Raw genomic sequence first — 14,994 nt, 5'->3', positions numbered from 1 at the left:
CCTCAGACAGCGAGATCACCACGGCAGAAGGTCCAGGATGCGACACCCGAAAATGGTAGCAACTTACCCTCTGAATTTGCGGCGCATCACACTAGGACTGCAACTATGAAGCCCTTGAAGATCGAAAAAGGCCCTCTCCCAAGACTCGGGAGAGGGCCTCTGACCTGCGGAGGCTCGGGGATTTGAACCCCGGATGGGCGGTAAACCCAAACCGCATTAGCAGAACCTTGCTAGTGGTGGGGGCGCCCTTGGCCGGGGTCGGTCTCGTAGTGTTCTCGCAGCTCAGCAGGCATGGGCGGTACGGGCTGACAGGGTGCCGGTTGGGCCCCTCCGGTGCCGCTTGTGCCATCTCGGTGCCATCAAGTGCCAGCCGTAGAGGGCGATCCCGGTCTCCCTCACGTGTTGGCCGGCCCGCTCTTCGCGCGCTGTTGCCGACGACGCTTCGCGATGTACTCCCCCAGGGCCTTCTTCACGACGTCGGTGTTCGTGCAGCCGTCCTGCTCGGCGACCCACTCGACCTGATCCCAGATCTCGTCGCCGATGCGGATGTGGCGGATCGGCGTCTCGCCTGTCTTCGGTCGCGCCACTGCTGCTCTCCCAGGTTCTTGTGTACACGAGATCATACGCACCTCTCCTCATCGCCTTCCGTTTCTGTACACACATTAACATTGAGAAACCCCTTGTGGAATGACTCCAGGCGTGCCAATCTGTGTACACAGAAACACGGCACCAAGGGAGCTCAGATGACCACCGCCACGCAGGTCACGACCCGCGAGATCGCAGCGGCGCACGGCATTTCGCTTCGCACCGCACAGCGGTGGGCCAAGGCCGGCAAGCTCCCCGCGGTGAAGACCAGCGGCCGGTGGGTCATCACCCTCGCCGCCGCGGACCTGGACGACTTCAAGCCCTTCCAGCAGGCCAAGGCCGCCGAGGCGATCGAGCAGGGCGCGATCCTCCCGACCAGCCGCCCCCACCTCTACCGCGCGGTCAGCAGCGACGGCACCACGGTCTACCTGGCCTCGCCGGACGGGTGCTCATGCCCGGCCGGGGTCAAGAGCCGCCGCTGCTACCACGTCGCCGCGGTCCGGATCCTGCTCGCCGCCCGCACCGCCCGCCGCGCCGCCTGACCAGGAAGGAACACCTGATGCTCTCCGCCGCCCCCACCGTCCCCGTGCTGTGGCAGCCGATCACCGACCCGGTCGAGCGGTTGGAGTGGCAGGACGAGCAGGACGTCTACCGGTTCGACGACTAGCCCCCGCTCCACCCGCACAACGCAATGCGGACCCGCCCGGTGCTACGAACACCGGAACGGGCCCTGGATCAGAACCAACCCCAGGAAGGTCCCTCACCTGATGGACAACCGTACGATCACCACCCCCGCCACCGCCAGCAGCGCCGCGAACCTGCGGACCCGCTCCACCGGCACCATCCACGCCAGCACCACCCCCGGCAACCCGCTGTGCCCGGCCCGCTCCGACGTCTCCGCCATCGTCGGCCGATACGACGAGACCAGCGACCCGATCACCTGCCGGTCCTGCCTCAAGCAGCAGGCGAAGCTCCAGCCCACCCAGGCCGTTGAGCCGCCCGCCGTCGCCGAGCAGCCATCGGCCACCCGCCCTATCCCCGCCTGCCCGGCCTGGTGTAGCGAAGACCACCGCAACGACGACCCCCACGACCTGTGGCACTGGAGCAGCCGCCCGCACATTCCCCTGCGGTTCGGCACCTACCTCAGCCGCTCGGCCGGCGGCGAGCTGATCGTCGACCTGATGCTCATCGAGGACGGGCAGACGCCCAACGTCCCGGTCGTGGTGTTGGCCGACGAGACCCGCACCTGGCAGCGGAACCTCACCTCGGAGGAGGCTGACCAGCTTGCCCACCGGCTGCGCGAGCTGGCCGAGCACACCCGCACCGGTCAGCCCTCGGAGCCCGTCCCGGTGAAGGGGCGCCCGTTCTGGCAGACCGCGCCGTGCCCGGCCTGGTGCGAGGCCCTCCACCGGGACAAGGATCACCCCGGCGACCGCGGCCACTACGGCGAGCTGCACATCACCCCGCTCACCCAGCACCGCCCCGTTCAGGCCGCGCCCGGCGTGTGGGAGCCCGACGAGCTGCACCTGTTCCTGATTCAGGACGAGCGGGAGGCGGCGCCGCTGGTGCGGGTGGGCCGCGGCGGTCTCACCGAGCAGCTCGTGACGATGACGCTCGCTGAGGCCGCCCAGCATCAGGCCCGCCTGGGGGCGGTGCTGGGGGCCGCCCAGCAGAGTCAGCCCGGCACGCCGATGGCCGGCTGCCGCCCGTGGTGTGTCGAGCACGACGACTGCACCGGCGGCAGCCGTCACCCCGCCGACCCGTCCGGCGGCATGTGCCGGGCTGGCCACGCCCTGTTGCCCGGCGGGCGGGGCGGTGTGGGCGGGGTGGTGGAGCTGACCTACGACGGCGTGGACGGCGCCCTGATCCAGGTGAGCAACGACAGCGACGCCGTGCTCACCCTCGCCGAGGCCGAGCACTTCGCCCACACCATCCTCGAGCGGGTCGCCCTGGCCCGCACCACGACCCCGGCCAGCCCAGCGCCGATGGTGCTGGCCGACATCGAGGGCGCATGCCCGAGCCCGGGCTGCCGCATCTGCAAGCCCGCCTGACCACCGAAACGGCGCCGGGCCGGTGCTCGCAACACTGGCCCGGCGCCTCGACCACCCGCCCCTGCTCGCACAGGAGACGTGATCGTGGAACCGACCGTACCCAACCCCACCCCGCCCCGACGATGCCCCGTCGTCTGGTGCCGCAACGGCCACCCTGCCGGCGCCCGGCGCGCGCACGCCGCCGATGTCGACACCATCGACCTGGGCGCCGCCTTCATCGCCGTCAACCTGCTGCAGATCGAAGACGCCGACGTGTTCGGCCCGGCCGTGCTGCGCATCCACTACGGGCCCTCCGACGGCCCCGGCCCCGGCCCCGGCCCCGGCCCCGACGAGATCCTCGACATCCCCCGCGTGCAGGCCGCCCAGCTCGCCGACGTGCTCGCGATGCTCACCACCCACACCACGCCCGACTTCATCGCCGCCCTCACCCGCGGCGCCGCAACCCTCGGCGGTGAGTCGTGACCGCCTCCTGCCCCGCCTGGTGCCAGCAGACCCACGACGCCCCGGCGGTGGGTCACCGCCTCGACCTCAAGCCGTTCGACGGGCCCGCCCTCGACGAGGCCGCCACCCCGGCCACGATCCGCGTCTCCCTCCTGCAGTCCGAGGACGGCGGGATCCTCGGCGAGCCGCTGGTGCGGATCCGCTTCACCGCGGCCGGCCGGGTGCGGGTGTGGGAGATGCCGCCCTCGGACGCCGCCGACATCGGCGATCTAATCACCGCGCTGATCGGGGAGCGCCGCGCCGACTTCACCGCCACCCTGATCGGCCTGTTCTGGCTGGCCGGTGGTGCGGCGTGAACGACCGCGACGTCGCCGATCTCCTCGACGATCTCACCCTGACCGAGGCGTACATCATGCTCGCCCACCTGGCGTGGTCGGTGCCGCAGCGGTTCGCCGCCGCAGCCGACAAGGTCACCGAGTTCCGCCGCAGCGAAGCCGCCCTCACCGAGCGGGCCACCACCGCCGAGCAGCTCCAGACCAGCAAGCCTCAGGGAGGCAACTGATGCCCCACTACACCTTCGACACGTACAAGGGCGAGCGCACCGTGCGGGCCCCCAGCGAGGCCGACGCCCGGGCAATGGTCGAGTCGCTCATCTACCACCCCGACCCCACCAAGCGCGACGACCAGCCCTACACCCGCGAGCGGCTCGAGCAGATCGCCGCGACCGCGCCGCCGCCTTCACCCTCCTGCCGGAGCGGTAATGCCGACCGAGGCGCGACCGACGCCGCAGAGCCGTACCTGACCCTCATGAACCGGCCCCGGGCCAGGCGACCCTACCGCCGGCCCGGGGCCTCAACCCCACCCCTGCACATACAGGAGAAGGATCTGATGAAGCACCCTTCCACACCGCCCGCCGAGACGACGCGGGAGGCGGTACAGCAGCCGCCGCGGCGCGGCTTCCGGGAGCGCCTCGCTGCCCGCCTGACCCGTCGCCGCACCCGGTCCGTGCCGGTCGCCAAGACCCCGGCGAGCACCGGCACACCGGCGGGCGGGGAGCGGATCATCCTCGGCGTCGCGGTGGCCGTGCTGCTGCTCGTCGCCGCCGCCGCGGCCTACGTGTCGTACCAGCATTTCTACGGCCTGGCCATCGACCTCGGAGAGAAGCCCGCCGAGGCGATGCTGTACCCGGCCATGTCCGACGGCGTGATCGTCATGGCCTCCCTGGTCATCCTCTACTGCTCACGCCGCGGGCTGCCTGTGCCGGTCCTGGCCAAGGTCGCGCTCGCGTTGGGCGGGCTGGTAACCCTCGCCTCCAACGTGGCACACGGCTGGGACGGCGGCACCGGATCACGCCTGCTCAGCGCACTCGCACCGGTCGCTTTCGTCGGCGCGTACGAGCTGCTGATGTGGCTGGTGCGCAACGCCCGCCGCGACGCGGAACCCGCCGTGCCGGAGGTGGTGGAGCGGGTGGTGTACCGGGACGTGCCGGTCGAAGCGCCCGTCGAGGTCGAGGTGCCGGTGCTGGCCGCCGACCGGTTCGAAGCGGCACGACTGGTGGTTGAGGACGCCCACCGGGCGGGCCGCCGGGTGCCGGGCCGTCGGGCTCTGGCGGACCGGTGGGGCATCGAGATTCGGGAGGCGGTGGAGATCCTCGACGCGGTGGCACAGGAGTTCGCTCCGCCCGCCCCGCCGGAGGCGCCCGCCCCCGTCCCGGAGGCGCCCGCCGTGCCGCCCGCGGCCGAGATTCCCTCGCGGAAGATCACCGAGGAGGAGAAGGCGCGGAACGCGCTGTCGCTCGCTGGCGAGTTCCCGAAGGACAACCCGCCGACCGAGGCCGACATGAACGCGGCCGGGCTCACTGAGACGGGCAAGTTCCTCGTCCGCAGGGTGTGGAACATGCCCGACCCGCAGCAGGCGGCCGAGAACGTCGAGCAGGCCGACCATGACCTCAAGAGGTCGATCCTGTTCGCCGCTCTCGACGGCCAGCACGCCATCTCGGCGCCGGCCGCCGAGCCGTCCGACGAGGAGCTGTTCGCAGGCATGACGCCTGCGGAAGCGCTGTCCGGGCCCGGCGCCACGGAGCTACGCCGCCAGTGGCGGGAGCGCGCCGCCGCTGCGAACGGCTCGACGAACGGGCGCGGCCCGGCGGGCGGTGCGGCATGACCCGCTGGGAGTACCTCGTCCGCGCCAGCCTCAGCGAGTCGGAGCTGACCGCGCTCGGCGCCGACGGCTGGGAGCTCGTCGCCGTCGTCTACAACACCGACCGCATGATCACCATTCACTACCTCAAGCGTCCGGCGCGGGAGGCGGGATGAGCGCCGACGCCCCCGAGGCGCCGCCCCGTCCAGAGCAGGCAGAGCAGGACTTCGACGAGACGCCGGCGCCGGAGCCCACCGCGGCGGGCCAGAGCAGCGGCAGCAGCGAACAGGCCGAGCGCGGCACCCCGGCCGGGCAACTGCTGCTCGGCACGGCATCGCTGCTCACCGTGGGCGGTCTCGGCCTGTATCAAGGGCTCGGCGCCTTCGGCCTGGCGGCCGGGGGCGTCGGCACCGTCGCGTGCGCGGGCGGGTACGGCCTCTACCGGTGGCGCCGTTTTCACCCTCGGCGAGACCGCGCCCGCCGGGACCGGTCGAGCAGTCCGCGAGCCGCCCACCGGTCCGGCGGCCTGTCGGGGGGCCGGAGCATGTTCGGCGGTTCGACCTCACGGTCGGGCCGCCGCGCGGTGTTCTCCACCGGAGGCGGGGGCGGCGGTAAGAGCGGCCGTCCGACGGGGCGGATGCCGTCGTTCGGCACCCCGAGCCGTCCCGGTGGCCGCCCGGACAGGAAGCGGATGACGTTCCCCACCGGGCGGCCGCACACCCGGCCGCCAGCGCCCGGAACACCGCCAGGACCTGGCGGCCGTCGAGCAGCTGGCGGAACGCCCCCTCGCCCCGACACCGTTCGGGCCGCCGTGCAGCGGCTGGCCAACACCGGCCGCACCATCCGGAAGCGCACCGCGTCCCCCCGCCTGGACGCGAACGCCGCCGACCTGGCCCACCAGCTCGGCGATTCTGCGCGAGCAGCTCGACGCCGCATCGCCCAAGCAGGGAAGGTGCTTCGCCGCCGCTCCGCCTCCCCCGACCTCGACCAGCGCGCCGCCGAGCTGGTGCGGCGGGCGGGCGGATGGGTGGACCGGCGTACCGGCCGCCGACTCAGCACCTGGTGGGCCCGACTGACCACCCGCTGGCCCTGGCTATCCCCCCGCTCGACAACCGGCGGGCCCGACGCCGCCCCAGCCACCGCCGGGGACTCCTCGGCCGAGCCGTCCACCCCGGCCGCGCCAGTCACCCGCACGATGCCCATCCCCACCCCGACCACGCTCGCCCTCACCCCCAGGAGGTACATCCCCATGTCCCACGGATCCCCGCTCGCCGCCATCTCCGGGCAGATGGTCGCCTCCGTCTCCCGCTACCTGCCCATGGACATGTGGGAGGTCGCCCGCGACCTCGACCAGCTTCCCCAGCTCCCGGAGAACGTGGCCATGGCGCTGCGCACCGTGACCCGCAACCTCGAGGCCGGATACCCCATCGACCCGCGGATCGTGCAGATGCTCGGCGAGTTCTACACCGCGCTGGCCAAGACTTCCGCGATGGCCGAGCAGATCGGTGTGGCGTTCCGGCGGATCCACGCCGACGACATCAAGCGCCGCGAAGCGCCGCGCACCGGCGAACACCTGTGGAACGTCTGACCAGCTCAACCAGCACAACGAAGAACGAAGGGGGATTCGTGGCCACCACGACGAAGGCGCGGCCCGCAGCCGACTGGTCGCTGACACCGCGCGGCCCGGCCTCGGGTGCGGTGACCGGCTTCCTCGGGGTGGCCGCGCTCGCCGCCACCGCCCACGCCCTCGAGGTCGAACCGTTCTGGACGCTGGCCGGCACCGTCGTGTCCGCCGTCGGCAGCGTCCTGCACTCGGCTGAGCGGGGCGCGCACACGCCGACGCTGCTGTACCGGCTGTGCTGCGTGCTGGGCGGCGGCGGGTGGCTCACCTACGCCGCGGCGATCACACCCTGGTCGCAGCCGACCCTGCTGACCCTCGGCCTGGGCGCGCTCACCGCCGGAGTGCTCGCCCCCTGGTTCCGCATCAAGGACCCGGCCGCCAGCGCGACCAGCGGCCGAGGGGGTGCGGTCGTGCTGCGCAGGGACAGCCGACTCGCCCAGGAGTGGCAGGCGCGCATTGAGCGGGTGACCCGCATCCGGGTGGAGATCACCGACGTGCGGCACTGGGACAGCGGCGCCGGATACACGCTGACCGGGCTACTGCCCCTGGACGGCTCCACCCGCCAGCAGCTCGTCTCCGCCGCCGCCCCGCTGGCGTCCGCGGCCCGGCTGCCCGACGGGTGCGGCATCGACATCGACAAGGGCCCGCACCGCGGATCGTTCGTCATGCACGTGATGACGACCAACCGCCTCGCCGAAGACGTCGCCTGGCACGGCGAGTTGAGCTCGCGCGACATCCACGCCCCGGCCCGGCTGGGTGAGCACCGCGACTCCAGCCTCATGGGGGTGCCGCTGCGCGAGGAGAGCGTGGTGGTGATCGGCCAGAAGGGGTCGGGCAAGACGACGCTGCTGCACGGCTTCGTGTGGGAGATCGGACGCTGCGACAACGCCCTGGCGGGCGTGCTCGACTGCAACGGCGGATCCCTCGCCCAACCGTGGCTGCACCCCTGGCTGGAAGGGGAGACCAAGCGGCCGGCGATCGACTGGGCCGCGGCCGACCTGGACGAGGCGTTGCTGATGTCGCGGGTCCTTGTGCAGATGGCCATCGACCGCAAAACGTCGTACCGGCATCTGAAGGTCGAGCGCAACGTGTCGCTGCTGCCCCTGTCGGCCGGGCTGCCGTCGTATCAGCTGATCGTGGACGAGGGCGGCGAGATTATGTCGGCCACCAGCCGGGACCCGATCAAGAACGAGATCCGCGACAACGTCGAGGAGATCATCCGCATCGGCCGGGACGCCGGGTTCAACGTCATCGTCTCCAGCCTGCGCGCGGTGCAGGACATGATCTCCCCCGACGTGATCAAGCAGTCGAAGGTGAAGATCGGCATGTACTGCGACGACGACGCAGAGCTCGCCTACCTGTTCGGGTGGAACAAGGGCGCCGACCCGGACGAGCTGACCGGGCCCGGCAGCGGCTTCTACCGGGTGCCCGGGTCGGCGGTGCGCCCGTTCAAGGCCGGCAACCTGCTGCACGGCGATATCGCGCGGGCCGCGGTGACGATCGCGAACAACCGGCCCGACCTGGACGCGGCCGGGATCGCCGTCGGCGGCAGCATCTACCGGGACCGGCTGCAGCGGATGCGGGAGGCGTTCGGCGGCGGCTCGGCCGGGGTGGCGCTGCCCGCCGAGCGGTTACGCACCGCCCCGGCCGTCCCCGCCGAGCGGGTGCCGGCCAAGCAGGCGCCCGCCGCCGGTGGGCATCTGACCGTGCTGCAGGGCGGAGCGTCGTCCTGGCCGGACCCGTCCGAGATCGCCACCGCGGCCGGCCCGGTGTTCGCCGGAACCTACGACCTGACCCCGGAGCGGGCCGAAACCATCCACGCCGAGCAGATCCACCAGGTGACCGCGGATGACGGTGACGAGCTGCCTGAGGTTCTGCTGCGCGCCATCCGCGCCTTCCACCGGGCCGACGCCCCTCGCCTGCACAGCCGGGAGCTGGCCGCCGCGGTCAGCTGCGCTGATGAGGCGGCGTTGGCCGCGCTGCTGCGCCCGCTGGGGGTGCGCCCGCTAGGCCGGGCCTTCCTACGTAATGGCGTTGAGGGCCGCGGCTATGACCGCTCCGACCTACTCAGCGCGGCGGAGATGATCGCCAGCGGCGACCTCAAGGTGCCCGAGGAGGTGGCCGCCTGGCCGGCGTGACCCCCGGACACCCACACCCGGACACCCCGGACGTCCGGGGGGTGTACGGGCCGGACACCCCGGACACCCCCCGAACGCCGCCGTGAGGTGCGGAAACCGGGCGGGTGTCCGGGTGTCCGGGGGCTTCCCGGAGGGGGCCTACGAGGGTCTGCGGGCCCGTGTGAGGGGGCTTCCGGCCCCGGACACCCTCAAAACCACGTGAGAGAGCTCAGGGTGTTTCCCTGACTCTCTGCCACTGGCCCGACGATGTGGAGCGTCAACACCACTTGGATCGGCAGAATCCGCCACCCCCACCTCGACGGTTCCTGTTGGGGCCATTGAAGTCCAGGTCCGTGCCGCCATCTCCAACAGAGGTGGGCGAATCGGGGTTGTAAGCAATCACCAAATCGATCTTCTGGCCGACTCTAAGCGGTCGGCCCGGCTTCGGAGACTGCTTGATCACCCGCTGCGCTCCCGGTGGCACCTGAGCGCTTTCCTTCTGTTCCTTCCATACTCCATCTCTGATCTTCTTGAAGAAGCTTTCCACTTTGCCATCTGACCAGCCGATCACGTTCGGCATCTTCCGGTGTTTCTTGTAAAAGTCCCACTCTTCGCTGGTGACGAACTTGACGTCCACCTCCGCACCCGCCTTAACGACCGTGCCGGCCTTCGGTTCCATTCGGTAGATGAGACAGTCGGCTTCCTCGTCACACGAACTGCCTGTTATGCCAGCAGTGGACAGAATCAGACCGAGAGCCTTGGTCGCGTGCTTCGCATGAAGAACCTTCTTCTTCACCAGGTTCGGCACGGTCACTGGCCCAGCCGCCGCCTGCGCAGCCTGGGCTGGCTCAGGATCGTCAGTACCGAACACTTTTTTGACGAGCTGCGTGCAGCCGCCCACGATCAAGAGGACGACGATTACGGGCGCCAAGAGGTTCGAGGACGATTTGCGTGCCATGCGCTCACGGTAAAGAGCCTGTGTGCTCTGAGTGACGGTCGTTATGGGAACTACACCAGGGAATGCCCGAATCACAATTATTGACAACCGCTTTATCGGGTTCGGGATGCACCGAATCTCGAACCGTCACCGATCCACTGGGCAACGACCTGCAAATTGATCGACCCAATAGGACTTGCGCGTACAAGGCGTTCTTGCACATCCGGCACGTCCAGGCGGAAACAGGAACTACTCGGCGGCCAACTTGCCGCTCAACGAAGGGGCCAAGCCTGCGACTCCTCGCATGATGAAGGCCCTGCACCGTAGCCTGAGGGTGTCGACGCCTCAGAAACCGTGCAGAGCCTGATCAGGACGGTACACGATGGACCTTCGCCCGGATATGACCATCGGCGAGAACGTCCGCGCCGCCCGCCGAGCCAGAGGCATCAGCCTGGAAGCGCTCGCCGGACTCGTCGGCCGATCCAAAGGATGGCTCAGCAAAATCGAGAACGGCCGGGTCCGGCTGGAGCGCCGCTCGGACATCGCAGCGCTCGCCGAGGCGCTGCAGGTGTCCGCGGACTTCCTGCTCGGCGGGCCCGCCCCCGAGGTTCGGCCAGAACGGCGTCACTACAACCTCGTGCCGCTGCAGCGGATCCTCATGGACGCCGCCCCCGACGACCCGCCAGACATCCCGACCCGGCCCGTCGAACTCCTGCGCGCCGACCTGAACCAGGCGGACATGGCCCTCCGCCATGGCGACTACGCAACCATGGCCCGGCTGCTGCCCGCGCTGATCGGTGAGCTGTACGTTCACGCAGCCGCCGACGCCGAGCCCGACAGGAGCGAAGCTCTGAAACTGCTCGTGCTGGCCTGCGGATCCGACGGGGCGTGCATGCTCCGCCACCTGGGTGAGACGAACCTGGCCTACATCAGCGGCGAACGCGGCCAGCAGGCGGCCGACCTCCTCGGCGATCCGATCTGGCGAGGAGCCGCCGCCTACGGGCGGGCGCACGCCCGCAGCTCGGCGAACAAGCCGAAACCCCTCATGATCGCTCCCCGGATCGCCGATGAGGTGGAGCCGCACATCGGCGACGACCCGTTCGCCCACCAGGTGCACGGGATGTTGAGGCTGAGTGCCGCCCTCTCCTGCGAGATCCAAGGCGACCACCGCGGCGCCGACGACCAGGCGCGGGAAGCCGCCCGGCTCGCCGAGCCGCTGGGCGACGCCTCCGACGCCTTCGAGCTGTTCGGCATCGCCAACGTGGGCGTGTGGCGCACCTCCCTGGCCGTGGAAGCCGGGAAGCCGGGCAACGCCCTGGAGTACGCGAAGAACGTCAACCCGCGGGCGCTGGCGTCGGACAACAGGCGGGCCGCCCTGCATGTGGAGAAGGCGCGCGCCCACGCGATGCTCGACCGCGGCGCCGACGCCGTGCAGGAGTTGAAGAAGGCTGAGCGGCTCTCTCCGACGCAGGTTCACAACCATCCGCTGATCCGCGAGCTGGTCGCGGCCATGCTCGACCGGGCGGGAGGTCGCGATCTGCGTGGCCTGGCCTGGCGCATGCACCTGATCTGACAAGGGTTTCCGAACGGAAACAACACGCCTGTCACCCAGACCTACCGTGTCCGTCACGCCACCGAACGTGACGCGACTGCGGGAGGTCAAAGACCATGTTGGATGCTCCATCGCACGACAGGCCGGCCTCGCCGCTGCTGCTGGCCGACGGCCAGGCCGACGCTCTGATGCTGCACATCGGCCAAGCGTTCCCGCCATGGCGGATCTGGCGGGCGGGCGTGTTCTGGTACGCGACCGGCCCGTGCCGGATCCCGGGGTGCCCGTGCTCGCGCACCTTGCACGCGCCAGACCCGGCCGGGTTGTGCCAGCAGCTCGAGGCGGTGGAGCAGGCCGGCCGCGAGCAGCGCGGAGACCGCGAGCTGACGATCGAGGACGCATACCTGCTGCTGGCCGGCATCTCCTGGGCGGACGAGACCGCCGAGCAGGAGACGGCACGGTGACGGCCGCAGCGCCGCCGCAGCTGCGCGTCCCCTACGTCATCGCCCACGCCGACGAGGCCGCACCCCAACCCCTGTGGTTCAGCCGGCGTCCGCTCAACGGGCCGCGGCTCGCCTACGACGATCCGCGCCGCGGCGATGTGGTGCGCGGCGTGCTGCGCGCCCGGGTGCTGAACAACCGGCGCGGGGCCCCGCAGTGGCGCAAGCTCAACACGCTGCGCCAGTGGCGGTGCATGGAGAAGCTGCTGTGCCAGGTGTGCGGCGGGGTGGTCACCGATCCGGCCACCGGCCGCATCCCGTGGATCATGACCGCCACCGCGTTCCGCACCTTCCCCGACGATCCCGCCGGCGGCCTCACCAGCGCGCCGCCCACCTGCCGGGCGTGCATTCCCGAGGCGCTGGTCACGTGCCCGCAGCTGCACATCTCCTCGACGGTGTGCACCGTGGCCCGCGCCGAGCCCGCTGCGGTGCTGGCCGACATGTTCACCCCCGGCCCGGGCGGGCGGGCCGTCCCGACGGGCGAGTACAGCGTCGAGGTCAGCTTGGGCGAGAAGGCGCTGATCCCCTACGCGCTGGCCACGCAGCTGGTCGTCCGGGTGTATGACCTCCAGGCGGCGGGCCGGGACTGAGAACGAGGAAGCTCCCCGCGGGTGGTGGTGTGGTGGCACTGGGGGCCGCCCGCGGGGTTAAGCCCCACCGGGCCGCCCCAAAATCCGGGGCGCGGGCACCGATCGCGAGAATGATGCCCTCTGCCAGCGCCTTCCTCCAAGGCACTGCCCACCAAAAAGCGACTACCGCGTGTAGTAACCCCCTTACTGAGGAGTCAACGTGAGTGCCCTGACCGAGATCCTCCACAACCGCTTCGCCGAAACCCCACTGCGGATCGGCACCCGCACCTCCACCATGGCCAGAACCCAAGCCGACCACGTCGCCGCCCTGATCGCCCAACTCGCGCCCGGCGTCCCCATCGAGATCACGCCCATCCAGGTCACCGCCGACCTGTGGCCCGGCGACCTCGCCGAGATCGGCGGCAAAGGCGCCTTCAGCAAGGAGATCGACCGCGCCCTGACCGGCGGCCGGATCGACATCGCCGTGCACTGCATGAAAGACGTCCCCGGCGACGTCCCATTGGCCGAAGGCACATCGTTCGGCGCCTACCTGCCCCGCGACGACGTGCACGACGTCGTCGTCACCCGCGACGGCATCCCCCTGGCCAGCCTGCCCGCCGGCTCACTGATCGGCACCAGCTCCGTACGGCGCCGCGCCCAGCTCAGCATCCACCGGCCCGACCTGCGCACCGAACGCATCCGCGGCAACGTCGACACCCGCCTGGCCAAACTCGACGATGAAAACAGCAAGTACGCCGCACTGATCCTCGCCCGCACCAGCCTGATCCGTCTCGGCCTGCTGGAGCGCCACCACGAGACCCTTCCCCTGGAGTTCCACACCGCAGACGACAACGTCGTGTCGATGGTGCCGCCCATCGGCGCCGGCGTCGTCGGCATCCAAGCCCGCAGCAGTGACACTCCCACCATGCGGGTCCTGGACGAGCTCAACCACCCGCCGACGGCTCGCCACATCCTCGCCGAACGGACCATGCTGCATATGCTGTTCGGCCACTGCAACAGCCCCATCGCCGGGCACGCCTCCACCACCCCCGATGGGAAGATGAGCCTGTTCGGCATGGTGTTCAACCGCGACGGCAGCGCCTTCGCCCGCTCCCACGCCTGGGGAGATCACTCTGACCCGGCCACTCTCGGCGCCCGCGTCGCCGCCGACCTGCTCCACCAGGGCGCCCGCAACCTGATCACCGCAACCCGGAAGTGACCGGCCCGGACCCACGGCCGGTCCCCGCAGACGATCCGTACGGTTGTGCTGTCACCGCCCACCTCCTCGTGCTCGACGAGGTGGGTCGGTGGCTCATCCTGCGAACCACCCGTGACCGCGACCGCTGGCAACTCCCCGGAGGGCGCGCCCACCACGGCGAGAGCCCGGCCGCCGCCGCGACCCGCGAAGCCCGCGAGGAAACCGGGCTGAGCCTGCACGTCGAACGCCTCATCACCGTCGCATGGGTACCGACCGGCAACACCGGCCGCCGCGACCGGATCGCCTTCGTGTTCAGCACCCGCACCGTCCGCTGGCAGGACTTGAGAGCGATCACCCTTCAGACCAGCGAAGTCGACGCCTGGCAGCTCACCCCCGCGCACCGTGCGACCGCACAGCTTCACCCGCTGATCGCCGAACGGCTCACCGAGGCCGGATTGCACGGCCCAGGCCACTACATCGACCAGGATCCCGGCTCGATACGCGAACGGACGGTAATGCCTTGACCCTCGCCAATCCCGCCGATCCTGTGCGCGAAGACGACGGTGACCTGACGCTGCTGGCTCCCCCGTGGGGGCGACCGGCCGTTGAGGGACAGGCCAACCGCCCGCGGGGATAGGTGCGGCTGGGGCGGCGTTTCGGCCTGGCGTCGTCGCATCACCGATCGTGGTGGCGGCCCGCATCCGGAGGGGTGTCGGCCACCACCATTTCGTCTAATATTGCGCATTTCGCGGGAATGCAGAGACACTCCGTAAGCTTGGCTGACGAGGCGTTATGCCTCTAACTAGAGGGGTGTCTTCTTCCCCCGACCGATGGCTCACCAAGGACGAACTGGCCGCCCGCTACGGCCTCGACTCGGTGTACGGCGTTCATCACAAGACCACATCCGGCGCGTGGCTGACCTACAAGGTGCTCAAGAGGGAAGTCCGATGACGCCCCCAAAGCTCCACACCGCCCACGAGACCGCACCGCTGATACGTAAGTCCGCTTCGTGGCTGTACCGGCAGGCCCGCGTACGGGCAATCCCGCACACCCGGATCGGCAGCAACGTCTTCTGGACCGACGAGCAGATCGAACGAATCATCCGTGAAGGCGTCGTGGAGCCCAGGGCCGCACAGTCCAAGCGAGCCATCAAGAAGCAGTCCGCCCTTGCCTCGCCACAGCCCACTTTCCTGGCTCGGCCCAAGGTCGCGCCGACGAACCGGACCCCCGTCCCGAAGGCCGACCGCAGCGTTAGCCGCCTCTACCGAGCGACAGGTGCGCCGTGAG

The 14,994-nt window shown here is 70.4% G+C and carries 17 protein-coding genes; 15 read left to right on the top strand and 2 right to left on the bottom strand.

Translation table 11 applies throughout. The annotated features are described in order from the left end of the window. Positions 1 to 395: 395 nt before the first annotated feature. Positions 396 to 587, bottom strand: a complete 192-nt coding sequence (locus ACIBCT_RS38930) for a hypothetical protein (protein WP_399197053.1) — start codon at positions 585 to 587, stop codon at positions 396 to 398. A 156-nt stretch (positions 588 to 743) separates the two neighbouring features. Here ACIBCT_RS38930 and ACIBCT_RS38925 point away from each other — a divergent pair, with 156 nt between their 5' ends. From ACIBCT_RS38925 to ACIBCT_RS38885, 9 genes are all read left to right on the top strand, one after another. Then, positions 744 to 1,127, top strand: a complete 384-nt coding sequence (locus tag ACIBCT_RS38925; protein ID WP_399197052.1) for a helix-turn-helix domain-containing protein — start codon at positions 744 to 746, stop codon at positions 1,125 to 1,127. A gap of 225 nt (positions 1,128 to 1,352) precedes the next feature. After that, a complete protein-coding gene (locus ACIBCT_RS38920; protein WP_399197051.1) occupies positions 1,353 to 2,636 on the top strand; it encodes a DUF6907 domain-containing protein in 1,284 nt (427 codons plus the stop codon). 84 nt (positions 2,637 to 2,720) lie between these two features. After that, positions 2,721 to 3,098 (top strand): hypothetical protein, encoded by a 378-nt coding sequence (locus ACIBCT_RS38915; protein ID WP_399197050.1) that lies wholly within the window; start codon positions 2,721 to 2,723, stop codon positions 3,096 to 3,098. Then, positions 3,095 to 3,433, top strand: coding sequence for a hypothetical protein (locus ACIBCT_RS38910; RefSeq protein ID WP_399197049.1), 339 nt, complete (start codon positions 3,095 to 3,097; stop codon positions 3,431 to 3,433). Before ACIBCT_RS38915 ends, ACIBCT_RS38910 begins: the two co-directional genes overlap by 4 nt. Further along, positions 3,430 to 3,639, top strand: a complete 210-nt coding sequence (locus tag ACIBCT_RS38905; RefSeq protein ID WP_399197048.1) for a hypothetical protein — start codon at positions 3,430 to 3,432, stop codon at positions 3,637 to 3,639. The genes ACIBCT_RS38910 and ACIBCT_RS38905 overlap by 4 nt, the downstream gene beginning before the upstream one ends. After that, entirely contained in the window at positions 3,639 to 5,240 is a 1,602-nt protein-coding gene (locus ACIBCT_RS38900; protein WP_399197047.1) for a DUF2637 domain-containing protein, read from the top strand. The genes ACIBCT_RS38905 and ACIBCT_RS38900 overlap by 1 nt, the downstream gene beginning before the upstream one ends. After that, positions 5,237 to 5,392, top strand: coding sequence for a hypothetical protein (locus ACIBCT_RS38895; RefSeq protein ID WP_399197046.1), 156 nt, complete (start codon positions 5,237 to 5,239; stop codon positions 5,390 to 5,392). Before ACIBCT_RS38900 ends, ACIBCT_RS38895 begins: the two co-directional genes overlap by 4 nt. Then, entirely contained in the window at positions 5,389 to 6,804 is a 1,416-nt protein-coding gene (locus ACIBCT_RS38890) for a hypothetical protein (protein WP_399197045.1), read from the top strand. Before ACIBCT_RS38895 ends, ACIBCT_RS38890 begins: the two co-directional genes overlap by 4 nt. A 38-nt stretch (positions 6,805 to 6,842) precedes the next feature. After that, positions 6,843 to 8,975, top strand: coding sequence for a hypothetical protein (locus tag ACIBCT_RS38885; protein WP_399197044.1), 2,133 nt, complete (start codon positions 6,843 to 6,845; stop codon positions 8,973 to 8,975). Positions 8,976 to 9,231: 256 nt separating this feature from the next. Here the strand turns inward: ACIBCT_RS38885 and ACIBCT_RS38880 are convergent, their stop codons facing one another. Further along, a complete protein-coding gene (locus ACIBCT_RS38880; RefSeq protein WP_399197043.1) occupies positions 9,232 to 9,912 on the bottom strand; it encodes a PASTA domain-containing protein in 681 nt (226 codons plus the stop codon). A gap of 379 nt (positions 9,913 to 10,291) precedes the next feature. Between ACIBCT_RS38880 and ACIBCT_RS38875 the strand changes: the two genes are divergently transcribed. The 6 genes from ACIBCT_RS38875 (at position 10,292) to ACIBCT_RS38850 (ending at position 14,993) form a co-directional block, all read left to right on the top strand. Then, positions 10,292 to 11,464 carry a helix-turn-helix domain-containing protein gene (locus tag ACIBCT_RS38875; protein ID WP_399197042.1) on the top strand — a complete coding sequence of 391 codons (1,173 nt, stop codon included), beginning with the start codon at positions 10,292 to 10,294 and terminating at the stop codon, positions 11,462 to 11,464. A gap of 95 nt (positions 11,465 to 11,559) precedes the next feature. Continuing rightward, complete coding sequence (locus tag ACIBCT_RS38870) at positions 11,560 to 11,904, top strand: hypothetical protein (RefSeq protein WP_399197040.1); 345 nt, start codon at positions 11,560 to 11,562, stop codon at positions 11,902 to 11,904. Continuing rightward, on the top strand, positions 11,901 to 12,530 hold the full coding sequence (locus ACIBCT_RS38865) for a hypothetical protein (RefSeq protein ID WP_399197039.1): 630 nt from the start codon (positions 11,901 to 11,903) through the stop codon (positions 12,528 to 12,530). Before ACIBCT_RS38870 ends, ACIBCT_RS38865 begins: the two co-directional genes overlap by 4 nt. A 199-nt stretch (positions 12,531 to 12,729) precedes the next feature. Continuing rightward, the gene (gene hemC / locus ACIBCT_RS38860; protein WP_399197038.1) at positions 12,730 to 13,728 is read left to right on the top strand and encodes a hydroxymethylbilane synthase; all 999 of its coding nucleotides are present in this window, start codon (positions 12,730 to 12,732) and stop codon (positions 13,726 to 13,728) included. Next, positions 13,725 to 14,231, top strand: coding sequence for an NUDIX domain-containing protein (locus tag ACIBCT_RS38855; RefSeq protein ID WP_399197037.1), 507 nt, complete (start codon positions 13,725 to 13,727; stop codon positions 14,229 to 14,231). The genes hemC and ACIBCT_RS38855 overlap by 4 nt, the downstream gene beginning before the upstream one ends. A gap of 423 nt (positions 14,232 to 14,654) precedes the next feature. After that, on the top strand, positions 14,655 to 14,993 hold the full coding sequence (locus ACIBCT_RS38850) for a hypothetical protein (protein WP_399197036.1): 339 nt from the start codon (positions 14,655 to 14,657) through the stop codon (positions 14,991 to 14,993). Position 14,994: the final 1 nt, after the last annotated feature.

Origin of the sequence: Streptosporangium sp. NPDC050855 (assembly GCF_044456585.1) — a bacterium.
Classification (GTDB): domain Bacteria; phylum Actinomycetota; class Actinomycetes; order Streptosporangiales; family Streptosporangiaceae; genus Streptosporangium; species Streptosporangium longisporum.
Note: the sequence above shows the minus strand (reverse complement) of the source record. Positions and strands in the feature narration are given on the sequence as shown.